At 61.2% G+C, this 21,803-nt stretch carries 14 protein-coding genes; 9 read left to right on the top strand and 5 right to left on the bottom strand.

Annotated elements, in window-relative coordinates; genetic code table 11:
• Positions 1 to 837 precede the first annotated feature (837 nt).
• The 3 genes from KGA85_RS21785 to KGA85_RS21775 form a co-directional block, all read right to left on the bottom strand.
• Positions 838 to 4,509 carry a translocation/assembly module TamB domain-containing protein gene (locus KGA85_RS21785; RefSeq protein ID WP_223531890.1) on the bottom strand — a complete coding sequence of 1,224 codons (3,672 nt, stop codon included), beginning with the start codon at positions 4,507 to 4,509 and terminating at the stop codon, positions 838 to 840.
• Positions 4,506 to 6,233 carry an autotransporter assembly complex protein TamA gene (locus tag KGA85_RS21780; protein ID WP_223531892.1) on the bottom strand — a complete coding sequence of 576 codons (1,728 nt, stop codon included), beginning with the start codon at positions 6,231 to 6,233 and terminating at the stop codon, positions 4,506 to 4,508. Before KGA85_RS21780 ends, KGA85_RS21785 begins: the two co-directional genes overlap by 4 nt.
• Positions 6,234 to 6,298: 65 nt before the next feature.
• Complete coding sequence (locus KGA85_RS21775; RefSeq protein ID WP_046037811.1) at positions 6,299 to 6,949, bottom strand: GNAT family N-acetyltransferase; 651 nt, start codon at positions 6,947 to 6,949, stop codon at positions 6,299 to 6,301.
• A gap of 299 nt (positions 6,950 to 7,248) precedes the next feature.
• On the opposite strand from KGA85_RS21775, the gene xthA reads away from it, so the two are divergent.
• The gene (gene xthA, locus KGA85_RS21770) at positions 7,249 to 8,061 is read left to right on the top strand and encodes an exodeoxyribonuclease III (protein WP_007999540.1); all 813 of its coding nucleotides are present in this window, start codon (positions 7,249 to 7,251) and stop codon (positions 8,059 to 8,061) included.
• Positions 8,062 to 8,248: 187 nt separating this feature from the next.
• The gene (locus KGA85_RS21765) at positions 8,249 to 9,589 is read left to right on the top strand and encodes a substrate-binding domain-containing protein (RefSeq protein ID WP_223461405.1); all 1,341 of its coding nucleotides are present in this window, start codon (positions 8,249 to 8,251) and stop codon (positions 9,587 to 9,589) included.
• A 117-nt stretch (positions 9,590 to 9,706) separates the two neighbouring features.
• Here KGA85_RS21765 and KGA85_RS21760 read toward each other — a convergent pair whose 3' ends face one another.
• The gene (locus KGA85_RS21760; protein ID WP_223461403.1) at positions 9,707 to 10,936 is read right to left on the bottom strand and encodes an acyl-CoA dehydrogenase; all 1,230 of its coding nucleotides are present in this window, start codon (positions 10,934 to 10,936) and stop codon (positions 9,707 to 9,709) included.
• Between the two features lie 164 nt (positions 10,937 to 11,100).
• On the opposite strand from KGA85_RS21760, the gene KGA85_RS21755 reads away from it, so the two are divergent.
• The 3 genes from KGA85_RS21755 to KGA85_RS21745 all read left to right on the top strand — a co-directional run bounded on the left by KGA85_RS21755 (position 11,101) and on the right by KGA85_RS21745 (position 13,697).
• Positions 11,101 to 12,030 carry a LysR family transcriptional regulator gene (locus KGA85_RS21755; RefSeq protein WP_223461402.1) on the top strand — a complete coding sequence of 310 codons (930 nt, stop codon included), beginning with the start codon at positions 11,101 to 11,103 and terminating at the stop codon, positions 12,028 to 12,030.
• A gap of 218 nt (positions 12,031 to 12,248) precedes the next feature.
• Positions 12,249 to 12,650, top strand: a complete 402-nt coding sequence (locus tag KGA85_RS21750) for a MerR family transcriptional regulator (protein WP_085725920.1) — start codon at positions 12,249 to 12,251, stop codon at positions 12,648 to 12,650.
• A 147-nt stretch (positions 12,651 to 12,797) separates the two neighbouring features.
• A complete protein-coding gene (locus tag KGA85_RS21745) occupies positions 12,798 to 13,697 on the top strand; it encodes a hydroxymethylglutaryl-CoA lyase (protein WP_223543363.1) in 900 nt (299 codons plus the stop codon).
• 617 nt (positions 13,698 to 14,314) lie between these two features.
• Here the strand turns inward: KGA85_RS21745 and KGA85_RS21740 are convergent.
• Positions 14,315 to 16,012, bottom strand: a complete 1,698-nt coding sequence (locus KGA85_RS21740; RefSeq protein ID WP_223459913.1) for an AMP-binding protein — start codon at positions 16,010 to 16,012, stop codon at positions 14,315 to 14,317.
• Between the two features lie 205 nt (positions 16,013 to 16,217).
• Here KGA85_RS21740 and KGA85_RS21735 point away from each other — a divergent pair, with 205 nt between their 5' ends.
• The 4 genes from KGA85_RS21735 to KGA85_RS21720 are packed head-to-tail and all read left to right on the top strand — an operon-like array spanning position 16,218 to position 21,782.
• On the top strand, positions 16,218 to 17,381 hold the full coding sequence (locus KGA85_RS21735; RefSeq protein WP_223459915.1) for an isovaleryl-CoA dehydrogenase: 1,164 nt from the start codon (positions 16,218 to 16,220) through the stop codon (positions 17,379 to 17,381).
• Positions 17,382 to 17,393: 12 nt separating this feature from the next.
• Positions 17,394 to 19,001, top strand: a complete 1,608-nt coding sequence (locus KGA85_RS21730; RefSeq protein WP_056724065.1) for a carboxyl transferase domain-containing protein — start codon at positions 17,394 to 17,396, stop codon at positions 18,999 to 19,001.
• Positions 19,002 to 19,014: 13 nt separating this feature from the next.
• Positions 19,015 to 19,827 (top strand): gamma-carboxygeranoyl-CoA hydratase, encoded by an 813-nt coding sequence (locus KGA85_RS21725; RefSeq protein ID WP_223459917.1) that lies wholly within the window; start codon positions 19,015 to 19,017, stop codon positions 19,825 to 19,827.
• The gene (locus tag KGA85_RS21720) at positions 19,827 to 21,782 is read left to right on the top strand and encodes an acetyl/propionyl/methylcrotonyl-CoA carboxylase subunit alpha (RefSeq protein ID WP_223459919.1); all 1,956 of its coding nucleotides are present in this window, start codon (positions 19,827 to 19,829) and stop codon (positions 21,780 to 21,782) included. Before KGA85_RS21725 ends, KGA85_RS21720 begins: the two co-directional genes overlap by 1 nt.
• Positions 21,783 to 21,803 lie beyond the last annotated feature (21 nt).

The following is a 21,803-nucleotide window of genomic DNA, read 5'->3' as shown; positions in this document are numbered from 1 at the left end:
AACCAAGGGCTCTTGCCCCTGACGTTCGGTGCCTCGCCAAGGCTCGGCATGCCCTCGCTCCGGTCCTGCTCCGTGGGCCCGCCGCCATCGGCCATCCATGGCCGGCGGCGGCTAACCCGGCATCCATGCCGGGTTGCCCACTGCGCAGAACCTCCACTCGGCCTCTCGAGGGGGCAAGAAGATCAAGATCAAAAGCCAAAGCAAAAGCGAGGCGGCCTACCGGCCGGCCTCTTTGCGGGTTTCGTTCGCCTGTGATGTACCTGGTCGGCTGGAAGGCCGCCATCGCGAGCAGGCTCGCTCCCACAGGTATTCAGTACATCCGAAAAATTTCGATCGGCTGTCAGGTCGCCATCGCGAGCAAGTCGGATCGCCGCACCGCCGCCCCCCACAGAAGAGCAAAGGCAAAGTGGCGTACACCCACGCTCTTCACCACTCATCAGGCCGAGCGTTAGCTCGCCTGCAGCTCTTGATCTTGATCCACCCGCCCCCTCGGCAGGCTGAGTGGAGGTGTTCATCCGGGGGGTAGGCGCGCAGCGCCGTTCGGCGAAGCCGAACACATCGAGAGGAGGTCGAGCGAAGCCGACCGGAGGCGATGCCCCCGGATGAATGCCGGAGCGAAGGAACCCCGAGCCTTAGCGAGGGGCCGTACGTTCGGGGCGAGCGTTTTTTTGCTTACTTTTTTTAGGCGCTTGTAAAAAAAGTGAGTCGCCGTCAGGGCGAAACCATAAGCCGCCGTTACCGAAGAAACGGATATGTACTCAGTCAACAAAGCAAACGCCGGCTATCAGGCCGCCTGAGCAGGCAAACCGGATTGCCGAACCGCCGCTTGATTGAGAATTAGAAATCCCGCTTGTAGAAGATGTCCAACGAACTGGCCACGCCGCCAGCGGCTTCGAGGTAGACCTTCTTGCTCAGCTTGTAGCGCAGGGCAATGGTGTTGGCCGGTTCGAACACGCCAACGCCATAGCGCAGGCTGAGCTTCTCGGAAATATTGCCGCTGGCCACCACGCTGGTGGCGTCGCCACTGCCCTGGGTGTCGAGCTGGAAGTCCTGGATCCCCAGGTTCTTGGCGATGCCGCTGGTCACCCCGGAGCTACCCATCAAGCCCAACCCGAGGGCCGCCTGGGCGAGCATGTTGTTGTCTTCGCCATTGCTGCTCAGCGGACGCCCGAGCACCAGATAGGACAGGGCCTGCTCCTGGCTCATGGCCGGCTCGGAGAAGATCTGCGTGGTCGGCTGCTCGGCGCTGCCACTCAAACGGATGCCGGCAATGATGTCGTCGGTCTTGCGAATGGCCTCGATGTCCAGGTACGGCTGATCGATGGGCCCGGCAAACAGCAAGCGCGCCCGGCGCACCGAAAGCCGCTGGCCGTAGGCGCGATAACGCCCGTCGTTGAGCCACAGCTCGCCACGGGTGTCCATGTTGTCACCAATGTGCACATGCCCCTGCACATTCGCGGTCAGGCCAAATCCTGCAAAGCTCAGCTTGTCCTCGCCGACCACCACTTCGATGTCCATCTTCATTGCCAGCGGCGGTTTGCCCTCCTCGGTCTGCTGACCGACGATCACCGTGTCATCGGAGACCTTGACTGTCGACGGCGGCAACTCGCGAATGATGATGTCGCCCTTGGGCACCAGCACTTTACCGGCGATGGCCAACTCGTCGCCTTTCATCGAGATTTTCAGGTCCGGTGCGACTTCCAGCTTGGCATAAGGCTCGACGGTGACCGGCAACTGCGACCCCTTGAGCGCCAGGTCCACCACCAGCGCCTGGCCCCAGGCGATGTTGCCGTTCAGGCTGCCCTGCCCGGCCTTGCCGCTGTTCCAGCCACCGTTCAATTGCACGCTTTCACCGGCGATGAGCGCTTGAACGTGCAGGTTTTTCAGCTCCATCGGCAATTCAGGCCCGGAGATCTGACCGTCGCTGAGTTGCAGACTGCCGTTGACCTGCGGTGCCAGCAGCCCACCGGAAATCGTGCCGCTGCCATTCAAGCGCCCGGTCAGCTTCTCGACCATCGGCACGAACGGCCGCGCCACCGACAGGTCCAGCCCGCTCAAGCGGAACGAGCCGCTCAACGGTTTGTTCTTTGGCAAGGGATTGAGCTGTGCCTGGACCATCAGCTCGCCGAGTTTGCCACCGACGAAATTGAGCTCGGTGTCGATGCGTTTGGGCGTGAGTTTGCTGGTGAGCTTCAGGGTCTGGTACGGGAAGTCCAGCCACTGGTCCTTTTCCTTGATGCGCAACGTGCCGCCGCCGGCATCGACGCTGACCTGACCGTTCGGGCCACTGGCCGGCAGGTCCAGTTGCAGGTCGGCATTGAGCCGGCCCTGCCAGGCGAAATCCTTCGGCAACCACTGCGCGAGGCTGTCGATCGGGAATTGCTTGAGGTGATAACGCAGCTTCGGCTCGGGCATCAGGCGCGAGTCTTCCCCGCACAGGCTGGCCTGGCCGGATGCCCAGCAATGGGCACCAAAGTTGATTTTGCCGTCCGCCAGGCGTTCGAGTTTCGCCGGCCCTTGCAGTCTCCAGTCCTGGCCACCGGCCTGGATATCACCGCTGGCCAGGCGTCCGCGCCAATTGCCTTTATCCAGCGCACCGTCCAGACCCAGCGTCAGTTTCAGCTTCGGCCCTTGCAGATCGAAGCTCAACTTCTGGTTCTTGATGTCGCCCTGGCCGCTGGCGGTCAGCGTTCCCTGTGAAGTATCGCCCGCCCGGATGCCACTGCCCTTGAGGTCGATTTTCGCCCGTTGCGCACTGTCCAGCGTGGCGTCCAGGTTCAGGCTTTGCAGGCGATTGTCCTGGAAAGCCAGTTGCGAGCCTTGCAGGTCAAGCTTGCCCTGGGGCGCCTTGAGCGTGCCGGCGACATCCACGCGGCCATTGAGCTGGCCGCGCAGTTGCGGCCAGAGCTGGGCCAGGCGCGGCAGCTTGAGATCGATCTGGCCGGCGAGCTTCTGTTGCAGGCTGCCTTTGCCGCTGATGCTGTTGTCGCCGAGGCGAACTTGCAGGGCGTTGAGGTTCCATTGCTCGCCACGGCCATCGGCCTTGGCCTGGATCACCGCCGGTTGCCCGCGCAGTTTGCCCTTGAGGTCCAGGTCGGCATTGAGGCTGAGCACTTCGTTTTTCATCTCGCCCTGACTGCGCAACGGCCCGGCCAGCGTGCCCGGCAGCTCCGCGACCCAGTACGCAGGGTTGATCGCCGACAGGTCCAGCGCGGTGTCCCAGGCAACGCCGTCGGCGAATTGCAGGTTCAGGTGCCCTTCAGCCTTGCCTTGCCCGGCCTGAAGTTGAATCTGTTGCAGGTAGATCTTCGTCAGGTCGCCCGCGAATGGACTGGCCAGGGTGAAGGCGCCGGCCGGACCATCCGCCGCGGCGTCGAAATGCCCGAGGTACTTGCCGTCGGTGTAAGAGACTTCGCCGGTGAAGGTGCGAAGCGCTACCTGCGGTTCGTCGATGAGCGGATAGAGCCTGTGCCACGGGAAGTCCAGCCAGTCGATCTTCGCCTCGGCGCTCAGGCCCTTGCTCCAATCCAGCTGTCCGGTGAGCTTGAGGCTTTGCTTGTCGTTGGCGGTCAGGTCCAGTGCGGCGATCTGCGCGCCCTTGGCGTCGACCTTGCCTTGCAGCGCCAGTGCGACTGGCCCTTGTTCGGCGGGCAGCGTGGCTTTGCCGAGCAGCGCGTAGCCGTTCTTCAAGTCGCCAGCACCGGTGAGTTCAAGCTGATTGAGTTGCAGGGTGTCCGGCAGATCGGCACTGGGCTTGAAGCCATCGGCGGTGATCCGCACTTTGGCCGGCAGGTTTTCCACCAGCGGTTGCAGTTCGCCGGTCAGTTGCCCGTTGAGGTAACCGCTGCCGTCGGCTTTCAGGTTCAGGGTCTTGAGCAGGTCGCCGTCGACTTTCAGTGCCAGCGCCAGGGGCTCAGGTGTCGACAACAGGGTCAGCTTGCCGGAGGCGCTGAGGGGCCAGTTGCCGGAGGGTTGCAGCAGACCGGACAGGTTCAGGCTCAGGTCATCGCGCTGTAACGACACCGCGTCGATCTTCAAACCGGCTGTCGTCCAGTGCGCCGCCAGTTGCAAGCCCTTGAGCTCTTCGCTGCCGTTGAACAACAGGCTGCCAACCTTGATCTCCCCCAGTTCGATGGCCAACGGTAACTTGAGCTCCGGGAGTGTGATCGGGCCGCTGTCTGGCTCTTCGGCACCCGGCGGGAACGTCAGGCTGACCTGATCGGCCTGCAATTGCTCAATGCACAGGGTCATGCGGGTCAGGCACAACGGCGACCAGGCAAAAATCACTTTGCTCAGTTCAACCCGGTTGCTGTCCTGCTGCCACAGCACCCGGTCGGCACTCCACTGCCCGCCCAGCCGGCCCTGGAAGTTTTCCAGGGTCAAGCCCGGTACGAAGCCCAACGCCCAGCGGCTGCCCGGCGCCGTGCCCAGCACCGTGGCCAGCGTCAGGACAACCAGCATCAACAGCGCCGCCATTGTCAGCAGTGTTGCTTTCAAACCACGCTTCACAGCTCAGGCCCCATGGAAAAGTGCAATCGAATGCCGCCATCGTCGTCCAGCGCGTGGGCCAGGTCGAGGCGGATCGGCCCCACCGGCGATACCCAACGCACGCCGATACCGACCCCGGTCTTGAGGTTCGGCAGTTCGAGTGTATTGAAAGAGTTGCCCTGATCGACAAAGGTCGCGATCCGCCATTTTTCGGCGATGGAATACTGGTATTCCGCGCTGGCGGCCACCATGTAGCGACCACCGATGCGGTCGCCGTCGGAGTTTTCCGGGGACAGGCTCTGATAGTCGTAACCGCGCACGCTCTGGTCACCACCGGCGAAGAAGCGCAGCGATGGCGGCACCGATTTGAAACCGTTGGTGGCACTGCCGCCGACCTGCACCCGTCCGAGGAAACGGTGATTATCGAACACCGTGGTCAGGCCTTTGACCAGCGCCGTGCCGTAGATCAGGTTGCTGTCGGAACCCAGACCCTCCTTGGCCACTTTGGATTCGAATTGCAGGCGATAGCCGTTGTGCGGGTCAATGCGGTTGTCGCTTTTGAGGTACGAATAGCTCACACCGGGCATCAGCAAGTTACTCAGGCCCGAGTCGTCGCCGAGCTGGTAATCCTCGCGCTGCCATTTGAGCGATACCACCCGCTGCCAGCCGCTGGGCAACTTGCTGTGCCATTCAGGACCGAGGGTCAGCAGCTTGCTGTGGGTGTCGGTGCCGGCGATGTCCTCATTCTGATAGCCGCCGGCAAAACGCAGTTTGTCGGTCAGTGGCGGGTCCAGCGGAATGTCGTAGAACAGCCCGACGTTTTGCCGAGGTGCCGAGACTTCGGTTTCCCAGCCATAACTGTGCCCCTGCGCGTTGACCCAGTGCCGGGTCCAGTTGGCCTTGGCCCTTGGACCGACGTCAGTGGAGAAACCCAGGCCCAGGCCCATGGTCCGCGGTTTGCGGGTTTCGAGTTTGACGTCCACCGGGATCGCATCGTCCTTGGACAACGCGGGCGCCGCGTCCACCCGCACGCCTTCGAAGTAACCGCTCGACTGCAGGTTCTGATTGAGTTCGGCGATCAGCTCCGAGTCATACGGCGTACCGGCCTTGAACGGCACCATGCGTTGCAGCAGCTCGTCATCGAACGGCGTATCACCTTCGAAACTGACTTTGCCCAAGGTATAGCGCGGACCGCTTTCATAGATCAGTTCGATATCGGCGACACCGGCACGGGGGTCTACCGACAATTTTGAACGGGTGAAACGGCCGCTGAAAAAGCCATAACGCGAAGCCTGATTCTGGATCAGCCGCTTGGCGTCCTCGTAATGCCCATGATTGAGCACGGCGCCAGGCTTGAGCGCGTCGCTCTTGGGGACTCGAAAGGATTTGAGGGCGGCTGCCGGACCGTCGACACGTACCGTGACGTTACGCAGATGCACCGGCTCGCCGGGGTCGACCTTCAGCACCAAGCGCGGCTTATCGCCGCCCTTCACTTCGCTGTCGATGTGCGGCTGGTAATAACCCAGGGCCTGGGCGGCCTTGCGCGCCTGTTCTTCGGCGCCACGGCTGAAGCGCAGCAACGCTTCTTCATCGCGATCGCCGAGGCTGCCGATATAGCCTTCAATATTGGCTTTCAGCTCATCATTGGACGGTTTGATCCGTACATCCAATTCACTTTGTGCCAGCGCCGCACAACTGGTCATCAGCATCAGTACGCCGCTGGTAATTCTTCCTGGAAACTTCATAGGCGCGGATGCTATCACGAGCTTGAGAGCGTGATAGAGCCTGACATGCCCGGAAAGTTCGCCGTTCAAGCCGTTGCAGTATGTAACACCTGGGGATTGGGGTGAAAAAACACGTGTTCGCGAATCGGTCCTACGGCAACTTCACCGATTTCCTCATAGCCCTGGCGCTTATAGAACTCCAGGTAGCGAGGGTTCCCGGTATCGAGGATCACTCCCTGTGAATTTTCATCCACCGCGCACCAGTTGTGCACGGCTTGCAACAGTTGCTCGCCGAAATGTTTGCCCTGGAACTGCGGATGAACCCCCAGCAACGGCAAGACGTGCACCGATTCGTTCGGTACGCAGGCCTCCACGGCGGCGTGATAATCGAGGTAGCGACGGGTGCAGCGAAATCCCGTACTGAGCACCATGCGCAAGCGCCAAGCCCAACTTTCGGTGACGCCGAGACGACGTTGCGGCGGTGCGATCAGGGCGATGCCGATCAGGCGGTCGTTGACCAGCAGGCCGATGGCCGGCAGGTCCTGGAGAAAGTGCTGGGTCACCAGCTCGCGCACGGTGGCGCGAACCCGCTGTTCGTAGCCAAGGCGCTCGGCTTCGAACAGATAGCCGAAGGTCGGCTCGTGTCGATAAGCCTGGTACAGCAGCGAACGCGCTTCGCGGGCGTAGCCGCTGTCGAGCATATGGATATCGGCAATGACGGTTGAGGTTTCGGGCATGACGGTTGATCTCCCCGGCACAGCTCGGGTGGCTGCACTCTTGTTGTTACGAGCCTGTCGGCGCTGACACAGTTCCTTACAGATCCGCAATGAGTGTAGGCAATGAAATCGCCTTCGCGAGCAAGCCCGCTCCCACAAAGGTACAGACCCCATCCATTCCCTGTAGGAGCGCAAGCCTGCTCGCGATGAGGCCATCACTGCCCACACAAGACTGACTGACAAAACCGAATCCCCTCACCCCACACTGGCCCGATTCCCACATGTCAGCTAGCATCGCCCTTTTGCCAGGACTGCCGACCATGAAGATCGTCTCCTTCAACATCAACGGGCTGCGCGCCCGTCCCCATCAGCTGGCGGCGCTGATCGAAAAGCACCAACCCGATGTGATCGGCTTGCAGGAAACCAAGGTCCACGACGACCAGTTCCCCCTCGATGAAGTCAGAGCACTGGGCTACCACGTGTATTTCCACGGGCAAAAAGGCCACTACGGCGTCGCCCTGCTCTCGCGCCAGGAGCCGCTGGCCCTGCATAAAGGTTTCGCCACCGACGAAGAAGATGCCCAGCGGCGCTTCATCTGGGGCACCTTCGCCGACGCCAACGGCGTGCCGGTGACCATCATGAACGGTTATTTCCCACAGGGCGAAAGCCGCGACCACCCGACCAAGTTCCCGGCCAAGGAACGTTTCTACAGCGACTTGCAGCAACTGCTGGAAAGCCAGTTCAAGAACGACCAGCCACTGGTGGTGATGGGCGACGTAAACATCTCCCCAGAGGACTGCGACATCGGCATCGGCCCGGACAACATGAAACGCTGGCTGAAAACCGGCAAATGCAGCTTCCTGCCGGAAGAGCGCGAGTGGATGGCCCGCCTGAAGAACTGGGGCCTGGTGGACAGTTTCCGCCACCTGAACCCCGACGTGACCGACACTTTCAGCTGGTTCGACTACCGCAGCCGTGGCTTCGAAGACGAGCCCAAGCGTGGCCTGCGCATCGACCTGATCCTCGCCTCCCACGGCTTGCTGCCTCGGGTGAAAGCCGCAGGTGTGGACTACGAACTGCGTGGCATGGAAAAACCTTCGGACCATGCGCCGATCTGGCTTGAGTTGAGCTGATCCCCGTCGAACACAACTCTCATGTGGGAGCGGGCTTGCTCGCGAATACGGTTAATCATTCAACATCAATGTCGACTGACCCGCCGCTTTCGCGAGCAAGCCCGCTCCCACATGAGAACGTGTCATTTTTCGGAAACCTTACTGACTTAATCTCCCGACACCTCCTTTGGCTATATAAGGTGCCGGCATGATGCTGCGCGTGTTGTTCCTGTTGATGCTGTGCACGGGCTTGCAGAAGGCGGCCTCGGCCGGCGACTTGCCGACACCCGAACACGGCCCGGTGCTGCTCATCCAGGGTTCCAACACCATCGGCGCGGCATTGGGACCGGCGCTGGTCGAGGGCCTGCTGAGTGAACAGGGCCTGCGCAAGATTCACCGCGAAACCCCGGACACCGCCAACGAACTGCGCATCGTCGGCGAAACCGTTCAAGGCCATCGGGTCGTGGTGGAGGTGGCGGCCCATGGTTCCAGCACCGGTTTCACCGCGCTAAAAAACGCCAGCGCCGATCTTGCCGCCTCGTCGCGCGCGATCAAGGACAGCGAACTGGCCAGCCTGCAATCGCTCGGTGACCTGAAAAGCCCGAGCGCCGAACAGGTCATCGCCATCGATGGCCTGGCGATCATCCTTCATCCGGACAATCCGCTGAACCAACTCGACACCGTGCAACTGGCGCGCATTTTCAGTGGCGAGGTGAAGACCTGGGAAGACATCGGCGGTCGCGGCGGGCCGATTCATCTGTATGCGCGGGATGATCAGTCCGGGACCTACGACACCTTCAAGGAACTGGTCCTCAGTGGCCGTGGGAAAACCCTCGGCAGCGCGGCGAAACGCTTCGAGTCCAGTGAACAACTGTCTGATGCGGTCAGCGCAGACCCGCAAGGCATCGGTTTTATCGGTTTGCCCTACGTGCGTCAGGCCAAAGCCGTGGCCATTGTCGACGGTCAATCGCAAGCCATGCTGCCGCTCAACAGCCTCATTGCCACGGAAGATTATCCGTTGTCCCGCCGGTTGTTCTTTTACCTGCCACCCAACGGGAAAAATCCCTGGGCTGACGCTCTGGTGGCCTTTGCCCAAAGCAGCAGCGGCCAGGCCATAGTCGCAGCGAACGGCTTTGTTGCCCAAACCGTCCAGGCCATGGCCGTTACCCCCAATGCGTTGATGCCCGAGGGTTACCAGGCGCTGAGTCGACATGCTCAACGGCTGTCGGTGAATTTTCGCTTCGAGGAAGGCAGTGCCAGCCTGGACAACAAGGCGCGGCAAGACCTGACGCGAGTGCTCGACTATATAAAGCAGCACGGCAAGACCGATGGTCAGGTCACGCTGGTGGGGTTTGGCGATGCCAAGAGCGACCCGGCGCGCGCCGATCTGTTGTCGAAACTGCGGGCCATGGCGGTACGGCGGGAGTTGGTGAAGAGCGGCGTGGTGTTTCGCGAGATACGCGGATTCGGCGCCGAAATGCCGGTGGCGGCCAATAGCGCCGATGAGGGAAGGATCAAGAATCGGCGGGTTGAGGTTTGGGTTTACTGAATCTGCTGTTGATGTGCTGGATCGACTGACGCAATCGCGGGCAAGCCCGCTCCCACAGGTTCGATGCAGTCCTTGTGGGAGCGGGCTTGCCCGCGATGAACGATAACGCGGTGTCTGTCAGTGCCCGCTACGCATCATCTCCTTCGGCACATATTTGCCGATTTCGAATTTACCGATCGCCGCACGGTGCACTTCGTCCGGGCCGTCGGCCAGGCGCAGGGTGCGCTGCATCGCATACATGTAGGCCAGCGGGAAATCGTTGGAAACCCCTGCCCCGCCATGGATCTGGATCGCCCGGTCGATCACCCGCAATGCAACGTTTGGCGCGACGACCTTGATCTGCGCGATCTCGCTTTTCGCCACTTTGTTGCCGACGGTGTCCATCATGTACGCCGCTTTCAACGTCAGCAGGCGTGCCATGTCGATTTCCATCCGCGAGTCGGCGATCTTGTCGATGTTGCCGCCCAGGCGTGCCAGAGGCTTGCCGAACGCCGTGCGGTTCACCGAGCGTTTGCACATCAGTTCCAGCGCGCGCTCGGCCATGCCGATCGAACGCATGCAGTGGTGAATCCGGCCCGGGCCAAGGCGACCTTGCGCAATTTCGAAGCCGCGTCCTTCGCCCAACAGGACGTTTTCGTACGGCACCCGGACATTTTCAAAGAGTACTTCGGCGTGACCGTGAGGAGCATCGTCATAGCCGAACACTGGCAGTGGACGCAGGATTTTTACCCCGGGGGTGTCCACCGGCACCAGAATCATCGAGTGCTGGGCATGACGTGGCCCGTCCGGATCGCTCAGCCCCATGAAAACCAGGATTTTGCAACGCGGGTCGCAAGCACCCGACGTCCACCACTTCTTGCCGTTGATCACCCACTCGTCGCCATCGCGCACGGCACGGGCGGCCATGTTGGTGGCGTCGGAGGATGCGACATCCGGTTCGGTCATGGCGAACGCCGAGCGGATCTCGCCGCGCAGCAAGGGTTCGAGCCAGCGTTGTTTCTGCTCCTCGTTGGCGTAACGCACCAGCACTTCCATGTTGCCGGTGTCCGGTGCCGAGCAGTTGAACGGCTCTGGTCCCAGCAACGAGCGGCCCATGATTTCCGCCAGCGGCGCGTATTCGAGGTTGGTCAACCCGGCACCCAGTTCGGACTCAGGCAGAAACAAATTCCACAGGCCTTCTGCCTTGGCCTTGAGTTTGAGTTCTTCCATGATCGCGGTCGGCTGCCAGCGATCGCCTTCGGCGACCTGGCGCTCGAACACGGCTTCGGCGGGATAGACGTAGGTGTCCATGAACGCTGTTACGCGCTCACGCAGTTCCTGAACCTTGGGCGAATAAGCGAAATCCATGAGCGAGATACCTTCTTGGGGGAGGTTGTTTAGGTCATGTATCGATGCTAGAACAGCGTTGATAATTTACCTAGCCTATTCTCGGCGTGTATAAACATTCATCACCGATATATGATCGACTGATCGTCACGGTCAGTCCGCCCACACAATAAGAGAGCCGCGTAATGAATCTGAGCAAGGTCGATCTCAACCTTTTCATCGTCTTCGACGCGATCTACACCGAAGCCAACCTGACCCGTGCCGGGCAGATTGTGGGCATTACCCAGCCAGCGGTGTCGAACGCACTGGCCCGGTTGCGCGAGACCTTCAACGACCCGCTGTTCGTGCGCACCGCCCAGGGCATGGTGCCGACGCCCATGGCGCAGAACATCATCGGCCCGGTGCGCAACGCACTCTCGCTGCTGCGCGTGTCGGTGCAGGAAAGCCGCATTTTCAACCCGCAGCAAGCCGTCAAGACCTACCGCATCAGCATGACCGACCTCACCGAAGCGGTGATCCTGCCGCTGCTATTCCAGCGCCTGCGTCGCCTGGCGCCGGCGGTGATCATCGAAAGCTTCCTGTCCAAACGCCGTGAAACCACCAAGGAACTGGCGGCCGGTCGCCTCGACTTCGCGGTGGATGCGCCGCTCAACACTGACCCGCAGGTGCGTCACGTCAAGTTGATGGAGGACCGCTATGTGTGCGCCATGCGCAAGGGGCACCCGATGGCGGGCAAGGAGAAACTCACGCTGGATGATTACCTGGGCCTGACCCACATCCATATTTCCAGCCGACGCAGCGGCCTCGGCTATGTCGACCTGGCGCTGGGCAAGATGGGCATCCAGCGCAAGATCGCCCTGCGCTCCCAGCATTACCTGATGGCCTCGCAAGTGTTGCAACAGACCGACATGGTCATGACCGTGCCGGAACGCTTCGCCCGCCGTAACGACCTGCACGCCTTTTATCTGCCGGTCAACGATGTGCCGCCGGTGGAAACCCACCTCTACTGGCACGAAAGCACCGACCAGGACCCGGCGAACCGCTGGATGCGCGAGCAGATGATCGAGTTGTGCCAGCAGGTGACGGCGCAGGAGAAAAAGCTCGAGAAGGTGTAAGCCGTCACACCGCGTTATCGTTCATCGTCGGATCGCCGCCCGGACCAAGCCCGCTCCCACAGGTATCTTGGTCATGCACAGAAATGTGTACACCGAAAATCTTTGTGGGAGCGGGCTTGCCCGCGATGAGGCCCGTCAGCACACAGAAAAACCCTGCCCCTTGACGTAAACGTCAACCTGACATTAGCTTAGCGCCATGACCTTTTGCGAGCGCGCCCATGAGCAGCCAGACCTACAGCATTTCCGATCTCGCCCGCGAGCTCGACATCACCACCCGCGCCATTCGTTTTTATGAAGAGCAAGGCCTGCTCAGCCCCGAGCGCCGTGGCCAGGAACGCATTTACTCGCCCCGCGACAAGGTCAGCCTGAAGCTGATCCTGCGGGGCAAGCGCATCGGTTTCTCCCTGGCTGAATGCCGCGAGCTGATCGAGCTCTACGACCCGTCCAGCGGTAACACCAAGCAACTGCACAGCATGCTGGCGAAAATCAGCGAGCGCCGGGAGCAGCTTGAACAGCAAATGCTCGACATCGAACAGATGAAACTGGAACTCGATACTGCCGAAGAGCGCTGCGTGCAGGCGCTGGAGCAGACGCTCAAAAGCCAGGAATCGATTCAGTAACCCTACAAAATCCCCTGTAGGAGTGAGCCTGCTCGCGATAGCGCCGGGTCAGTCGACATCAGCGTTGAATTTGCTACCGCCATCGCGAGCAGGCTCGCTCCCACAGGGATCACTGCACAATCAGACAATCAGCACAGGTCGAACCCCATGCCCCTCCCCACCCACGTACGCATTGTCGAAGTCGGCCCACGCGACGGCCTGCAGAACGAGGCCCAGCCCATCAGTGTTACCGACAAGGTGCAACTGGTCGATGCGCTGACCGCAGCCGGGCTCGGCTATATAGAAGTCGGCAGTTTCGTGTCGCCCAAGTGGGTGCCGCAGATGGCCGGCTCCGCCGAGGTTTTCGCGCAGATCCAGCGTAAACCGGGCGTGGTCTACGGCGCTCTCGCCCCCAACCTGCGCGGTTTCGAAGATGCCCTCGCCGCCGGGGTCAAGGAAGTGGCCGTGTTCGCGGCGGCGTCCGAAGCGTTTTCCCAGCGCAACATCAATTGCTCGATCAGCGAAAGCCTGGAGCGTTTCGGGCCGATCATGGAGGCCGCCAGACAACATGGAGTGACCGTGCGCGGGTATGTGTCCTGCGTGCTGGGCTGCCCCTATGAAGGTAACGTCGCCCCGGAGCAGGTCGCCGTGGTCGCTCGCGAGTTGTATGCCATGGGCTGCTATGAAGTTTCGCTGGGGGACACCATCGGCACCGGTACCGCTGGCGCAACCCGCAGGATGTTTGAAGTGGTATCGAAGGATGTGCCCCGGGAGAAACTCGCAGGGCACTTCCACGACACCTACGGCCAGGCTGTGGCCAACATCTACGCCAGCCTGCTGGAAGGCATCTCGGTATTCGACAGCTCCATCGCCGGTCTGGGCGGCTGCCCCTACGCCAAGGGCGCCAGCGGTAACGTCGCCACCGAAGACGTGGTTTACCTGCTCAACGGCCTGGGCATCGACACCGGAATCGACCTCGACGCCTTGATGCTCGCCGGCCAGCAGATTTGCACGGTATTGGGTCGCCCTACCGGTTCCCGCGTAGCCAGGGCCCGCAGCGCACAGTGAGCGTGCTGAGTGTGTCCGGGTGTTACCGCTGTGTCTGAAACGTGGGCGCAAGCGAGTAACACGGAAACAAAATGTAGGGGTTTGCCTGAAGCGCAAAACCCTATAAATTTGCAAACCATTGATTTTAAAGGCTTTTAAAAAGTTGGCATGCCTCCTGCTATATCTATCGCACAACAAGAATAAAAAAATTGCGGCAAACCTAATAAAAACAAGACGTAACGACTCTGACATAACAAAAACAACACGGCAGAGACGCAGCTAACAGATTTTTTTGGAGAAGATGTGCTTTTCAGGGTGCTTTTCGGAGTTACCCGCAACCGGACAGAGAATAATAAAACTACCTTCAGGTAGCTCCCGTACTGGTTGGATCGCTCAGCGAGAAAGTAGATCAGCGCTCAAAAAAATACGTTTGCTCTTGATCCCGAATGGGGATCGCCAAAAACAGCGGTAAAGGGCAACGGTTGCCAAAAACAAAAACAGACCGACCCTCAATAATAAAAAAAGAGCACGCGCAACGAAAATTAAAGGGGAGCTTCGGCTCCCCTTTGTGCTGTCTGGCATTCAGGTTTTCCCCAATCAAATGTGGGAGCGGGCTTGCTCCCACAGGGGATTTGTGGTCAGGCTTTATTGATGCGCAACTCCTCGACACTGATCTCGCGCATCCTGAATTTCTGGATCTTGCCAGTCACCGTCATCGGAAACTCCTCGACGAACTTGAAGTAACGCGGCGTCTTGAAGTGCGCGATGCGCTCCTTGCACCAGGTTTGCAGCTCTTGCTCGGTGGCGCTGTGGCCGGGGTGGAACTTGATCCAGGCGACGATCTCTTCACCGTAGCGCGAGCAAGGAATGCCGATTACCTGCACGTCCGCAACAGCCGGATGGGTGAAGAAAAATTCTTCCAGCTCCCGCGGGTAAATATTCTCACCGCCGCGGATGATCATGTCCTTGTTGCGCCCGGCAATGCACACGTAACCCTCGTCGTTCATGCTCGCCAGATCACCGGTGTGCATCCACCCCGCCTGGTCGATGGCGTCCGCCGTGCCTTCGGGGTTGTTCCAGTAACCGAGCATCACGCTGTAACCGCGGGTGCACAGTTCGCCGATGGTGCCGCGCGGTACAAGATTGCCCGCTTCGTCAATGATCTTGCTTTCCAGTTGCGGCTGCGTGCGGCCAACGGTGGTCACGCGCAGTTCCAGGTCGTCTGAAGGACCAGTCTGCAACGACACCGGACTGGTTTCCGTCATGCCGTAGGCGATCTGCACTTCGCTCATGTGCATTTCGCTGATGACCCGGCGCATCACCTCGATAGGACAGGTCGCGCCCGCCATGATCCCGGTGCGCAGGCTCGACAGGTCGAATTCGGCACGCTGGGGCTGATCGAGCATGGCGATGAACATGGTCGGTACGCCGTACAGCGCAGTGGCTTTCTCTTCGGCGACGGTGCTGAGGGTCAGCAGCGGATCAAACGCATCGTTTGGGTAAATCATGGTGCTGCCGTGGGTGATACAACCAAGGTTGCCCATGACCATACCGAAGCAGTGATACAACGGCACCGGGATCACCAGGCGATCAGCGGCGGTCAGGCCGAGGCTTTCGCCGACCATGTAACCATTGTTGAGAATGTTGTAGTGACTGAGGGTCGCGCCCTTGGGGAAACCGGTGGTGCCGGAGGTGTACTGGATATTCACCGGCTGATCGAAATGCAGGCTGTCCTGACGCTCATGCAGTTGCTCGACCGTGACGCCGCCCGCCAGATCGGCCAGTTGCGACCATGGCAGGAACCCCGAAGGTGGCTGCACATCCAGGCTGATGACGCCACACAACTCCGGCAGCCGCTCACTCTGCAACTTGCCGATGGATTGCCCGGCCAACTCCGGCACCAGGCCTTGCAGCATCGCGTGATAGTTCGAGGACTTGAAGGCCCCGGCACACACCAGCCATTGGCAGCCGGACTGCTTCAATACGTATTCGAGTTCGGAACTGCGATACGCCGGATTGATGTTGACCAGGATCACGCCAATTTTCGCGGTGGCAATCTGGCTGATGCACCACTGCGCACAGTTCGGCGCCCAGATGCCGAGGCGATCCCCGGCTTGTAGCCCCAGCGCCAGCAGTGCTCTGGCATGCAGGTCCGCGGCCTCGGCCAATTGCCGCCAGGTGTAACGCAGCTGTTGATGGCGCACCACCAGCGCCTCCCCGTCCGGGTACTGCGCAACCGTGTTGTCGAACGCCTGGCCAATGGTCATCGCCAGCAAGGCTTTGTCCTGGGAACCACGGGTGTAACTGCGTTGCGGGCTTGCACTGGGTTGATCCATGACGACCCCTATTGTCTTTATTTATGGGCTACCGGCGGTCCCACAGGAGTGGTCCGCGTTCTATCTTGAACTGCCTCTACTCTCGCTCAAGTTGACGTTAACGTAAAGGGTGATTGACAGCCATTCGTCACAGGCTTACGTTAACGTAAAGGTGAGAACCCAATCACGGCCCTCCCTGCCCTACAAAAAAGCCAAAAGGTGACCCATGAGCTATCCATCCCTGAACTTTGCCCTCGGTGAAACCATCGACATGCTGCGCGATCAGGTTCAGTCCTTCGTCGCCAAGGAGATCGCCCCGCGCGCCGCTCAGATCGACATCGACAACCTGTTCCCCGCCGACCTGTGGCGCAAGTTTGGCGACATGGGCCTGCTGGGCATTACCGTGCCGGAAGAGTACGGCGGTGCCGGCCTGGGCTACTTGGCCCACGTGGTGGCCATGGAAGAAATCAGCCGAGGCTCGGCTTCGGTGGCGTTGTCCTACGGCGCTCACTCCAACCTGTGCGTCAACCAGATCAACCGCAACGGCAACCACGAACAGAAATCCAAGTACCTGCCCAAGCTGATCAGCGGCGAGCACATCGGCGCCTTGGCCATGAGCGAGCCGAATGCCGGTTCCGACGTGGTGTCGATGAAACTGCGCGCCGAAAAACGTGGCGACAAGTACGTGCTCAACGGCAGCAAGACCTGGATCACCAACGGTCCGGACGCCAACACCTACGTGATCTACGCCAAGACCGACCTGGAAAAAGGCCCTCATGGCATCACCGCGTTCATCGTCGAGCGCGACTGGAAAGGCTTCAGCCGCAGCAACAAATTCGACAAGCTCGGCATGCGCGGTTCGAACACCTGCGAGCTGTTTTTCGATGACGTTGAAGTGCCGGAAGAAAACATCCTCGGCGTGCTCAACGGCGGCGTGAAAGTGCTGATGAGCGGCCTCGACTACGAGCGCGTTGTCCTTTCAGGTGGCCCGACCGGGATCATGCAGGCGTGCATGGACCTGATCGTGCCGTACATCCACGACCGCAAGCAGTTCGGCCAAAGCATCGGCGAATTCCAGCTGATCCAGGGCAAGGTCGCCGACATGTACACCCAACTCAACGCCAGCCGCGCCTACCTGTACGCCGTGGCCCAGGCCTGCGAGCGCGGCGAAACCACACGCAAGGACGCCGCCGGCGTGATCCTCTACAGCGCCGAACGCGCCACACAAATGGCCCTCGACGCAATCCAGATTCTCGGTGGCAACGGCTACATCAATGAATTCCCGGCCGGCCGTCTGTTGCGTGACGCCAAGCTGTACGAAATCGGCGCGGGCACCAGTGAGATCCGTCGCATGCTGATCGGTCGCGAACTGTTCAACGAAACCCGCTAAACGGAGCTGTCCATGGCTACCCTGCATACCCAGCTCAACCCCCGTTCAGCGGAGTTCGCCACCAATAGCGCGGCGATGCTCAAGCAGGTCGACGCGTTGCACACATTGCTCGCCCAAGTGGCGCAAGGTGGCGGCCCGAAGGCTCAGGAACGCCACACCTCGCGGGGCAAACTGCTGCCTCGCGAGCGCATCAACCGCTTGCTCGATCCGGGTTCGCCATTTTTGGAGATCAGCCAACTGGCGGCGTACGAGGTGTATGGCGAAGACGTTCCGGCGGCTGGCGTGATTGCCGGGATCGGCCGTGTGGAAGGCGTCGAGTGCATGATCGTCGCCAACGACGCCACGGTGAAAGGTGGCTCGTATTACCCGTTGACCGTGAAAAAACACCTGCGCGCCCAGACCATCGCCCAGCAGAATCGTCTGCCGTGCATCTATCTGGTGGACTCCGGCGGCGCCAACCTGCCGCGCCAGGATGAAGTGTTTCCGGACCGCGAGCACTTCGGGCGGATCTTCTTCAACCAGGCCAACATGAGCGCCATGGGCATTCCACAGATTGCGGTGGTCATGGGTTCCTGCACCGCTGGCGGCGCCTATGTACCGGCGATGGCCGACGAAGCGATCATGGTCCGCGAACAAGCGACGATCTTCCTCGCCGGTCCGCCACTGGTGAAAGCCGCGACCGGTGAGGTGGTCAGTGCCGAGGACCTCGGCGGGGCCGATGTACATTGCAAGATTTCCGGGGTGGCCGACCATTACGCCGAGAGCGATGAACACGCCCTGGCACTGGCACGCCGCAGCGTCGCCAACCTCAACTGGCGCAAGCAAGGTGAGGTTCAGCAACGCACACCAATCGCCCCGCTCTACAGCAGCGACGAGTTGTACGGCGTGGTCCCGGCCGACGCCAAGCAACCGTTTGACGTGCGCGAAGTGATTGCGCGGCTGGTGGATGGTTCGGTATTCGACGAATTCAAGGCGTTGTTCGGGACGACGCTGGTCTGCGGTTTTGCTTACCTGCACGGTTACCCGATCGCGATCCTCGCCAACAACGGCATCCTGTTCGCTGAAGCGGCGCAGAAAGGCGCGCACTTTATCGAACTGGCGTGCCAGCGCGGCATCCCGCTGCTGTTCCTGCAGAACATCACCGGCTTCATGGTCGGCCAGAAATACGAGGCCGGAGGCATCGCCAAGCACGGCGCAAAACTGGTGACCGCCGTGGCCTGCGCCAAGGTGCCGAAATTCACCGTGATCATCGGCGGCAGCTTCGGGGCCGGTAACTACGGCATGTGCGGTCGGGCTTACGATCCACGCTTCCTGTGGATGTGGCCGAATGCGCGCATCGGCGTGATGGGTGCCGAACAGGCGGCCGGCGTGCTGGTGCAGGTCAAGCGCGAGCAGGCCGAACGCAGCGGCCAGGGTTTCAGCGCCGAACAGGAAGCCGAGATCAAGCAACCGATCCTCGACCAGTACGAAGAACAGGGTCACCCCTACTATTCCAGCGCGCGCCTGTGGGACGACGGTGTCATCGACCCGGCCCAGACCCGCGACGTACTGGCCCTGGCCTTGTCCGCGTCGTTGAACGCGCCAATCGAACCGAGCCGCTTCGGCGTGTTCCGGATGTGATCGGGAGAAGAACATGAGCGACTTCAACACCCTCGAACTGCTGACCGACCCCCGTGGTTTTGCCACGCTGTGGCTCAGCCGTGAAGAAAAGAACAACGCCTTCAATGCCGAGATGATCCGCGAGCTGATCCTCGCCCTCGACAAAGTCGCGAGCGATACCAGCCTGCGGTTTCTGATCGTGCGCGGTCGCGGCAAGCATTTCAGCGCCGGCGCCGACCTGGCCTGGATGCAGCAATCGGCCGAGCTCGATTACGCCACCAACCTCGATGACGCCCGGGAACTGGCGGAGTTGATGTACAACCTGGCCAAACTCAAAGTGCCGACCCTGGCGGTGGTGCAAGGCGCAGCCTTTGGTGGCGCGCTGGGCCTGATCAGTTGCTGCGACATGGCCATCGGCGCCGATGATGCGCAGTTCTGCCTGTCGGAAGTGCGCATCGGCCTGGCACCGGCGGTCATCAGCCCGTTCGTGGTGCAAGCCATTGGCGAGCGCGCGACACGTCGCTATGCCTTGACCGCCGAGCGCTTCGGCGGGCAACGGGCTCGGGAAATCGGTTTGTTGTCGGAGAGCTATGCAAGTGCCGAGCTGGAACAGAAAGTCGAGCAGTGGATCGACAATCTGCTGCTCAACAGTCCGGCCGCGATGCGCGCCAGCAAGGACTTGCTGCGCGAGGTCGGCGACGGCTCACTGACCCCGGCATTGCGTCGCTACACCGAAAACGCCATCGCCCGCATCCGCGTCAGCCCAGAAGGCCAGGAAGGCCTGCGCGCCTTCCTGCAAAAACGTCCGCCGAGCTGGCAAGCCGAAACCACCAAGGAGCCCCGTTGATGAGCGCACCTGTCCTCACCACCCTGTTGGTGGCCAACCGTGGCGAAATCGCTTGCCGGGTGATGCGTACCGCCAAGGCCCTGGGCCTGACCACCGTGGCCGTGCACAGCGCCACCGACCGTGACGCCCGGCACAGCCGCGAAGCCGACATTCGTGTCGACCTCGGTGGCAGCAAAGCCGCCGACAGCTATCTGCAAATCGACAAACTGATCGCTGCCGCCAAGGCCAGCGGTGCCCAGGCGATTCACCCCGGCTACGGTTTTCTGTCGGAGAACGCCGGATTCGCCCGCGCCATCGAAAACGCCGGCTTGATATTCCTCGGCCCGCCCGCCTCGGCCATCGACGCCATGGGCAGCAAATCCGCCGCCAAAGCCTTGATGGAAACCGCTGGCGTGCCGCTGGTGCCCGGTTATCACGGCGAGGCTCAAGACCTCGACACCTTCCGCGATGCCTGCGAGCGCATCGGCTACCCGGTGCTGCTCAAGGCCACAGCCGGGGGCGGCGGCAAAGGCATGAAAGTAGTCGAGGACGTCAGCCAACTGGCCGAAGCCCTGGCCTCGGCCCAACGTGAGGCGCAATCGTCGTTCGGCGACTCGCGGATGCTGGTGGAGAAATACCTGCTCAAGCCACGTCATGTGGAAATCCAGGTGTTCGCCGACCAACACGGCAACTGCCTGTACCTCAACGAACGTGACTGCTCGATTCAGCGGCGGCACCAGAAAGTCGTCGAAGAAGCCCCGGCGCCAGGCCTTAGTCCGGAGCTGCGGCGCGCCATGGGCGAGGCCGCCGTGCGTTCGGCGCAGGCCATCGGCTATGTCGGCGCTGGCACCGTGGAGTTTCTGCTGGATGCGCGGGGCGAGTTCTTCTTCATGGAGATGAACACGCGTCTGCAAGTGGAACACCCAGTCACCGAAGCCATCACCGGTCTCGACCTAGTGGCCTGGCAGATTCGCGTGGCTCGTGGCGAAGCATTGCCGATGACTCAAGACCAGGTACCGCTGGTGGGTCACGCGATCGAAGTGCGGCTGTATGCCGAAGACCCGGGCAATGATTTCCTGCCGGCGACCGGTCGTCTGGAGCTGTATCGCGAATCCGCCCCGGGGCCGGGGCGTCGGGTGGACAGCGGCGTTGAAGAAGGCGACGAGATCTCGCCGTTCTATGACCCGATGCTCGGCAAGTTGATTGCCTGGGGCGAGGATCGTGAACAAGCGCGTTTGCGCCTGCTGAGCATGCTCGGCGAGTTCGCCATCGGCGGGCTGAAGACCAACATCAATTTCCTGCGGCGCATCATCGGCCATCCGGCATTTGCCGCTGCTGAACTGGATACCGGCTTTATACCGCGCTATCAGGAGCAGTTGCTGCCGGCCCCTGCGGAACTCAGCGATGATTTCTGGCAAGCCGCCGCCCAGGCGTTTGCCCAGAGCCAACCGCCTGCCACCCGATCCGATGACCCGAGTTCGCCATGGGCGGCGGGTAACGGGCTGCGCGCTGGACTGCCGAGAGAAATCACCCTTCACCTGAGCTGTGAAGGCCAGGACCGGGCGCTGACGCTGGGCGACATCAATGCCCACCGCGCTCGACTCAAGGGCGAACATCTACTGACCGAGCAGGCTGGCGTGCGCCGTCAACACCGCGCAATACGCCGTGGCGAACATGTGTACTTGCAGTGGGATGGCGAGTTGCACCGCATCGAGGCTTACGACCCGATCAGCGCCGTCGAGGCCAGCCACAGCCATCACGGCGGACTGACCGCCCCCATGAACGGCAGCATCGTGCGCGTGTTGGTGGAGGCCGGGCAATCGGTCGAAGCCGGGGCGCAATTGGTGGTACTTGAGGCCATGAAGATGGAGCACAGCATCCGCGCGCCCCACGCCGGGGTGATCAAGGCGCTGTATTGCCAGGAAGGCGAGATGGTCAGTGAAGGCAGTGCGCTGGTCGAACTTGAAGAAGCGTGAAATGAAGATCGGTCCTACGCA

Source organism: Pseudomonas sp. GL-B-12 (assembly GCF_019955895.1).
Taxonomy (GTDB): Bacteria; Pseudomonadota; Gammaproteobacteria; order Pseudomonadales; family Pseudomonadaceae; genus Aquipseudomonas.
This window is presented reverse-complemented; position numbering and strand designations above follow the sequence as displayed.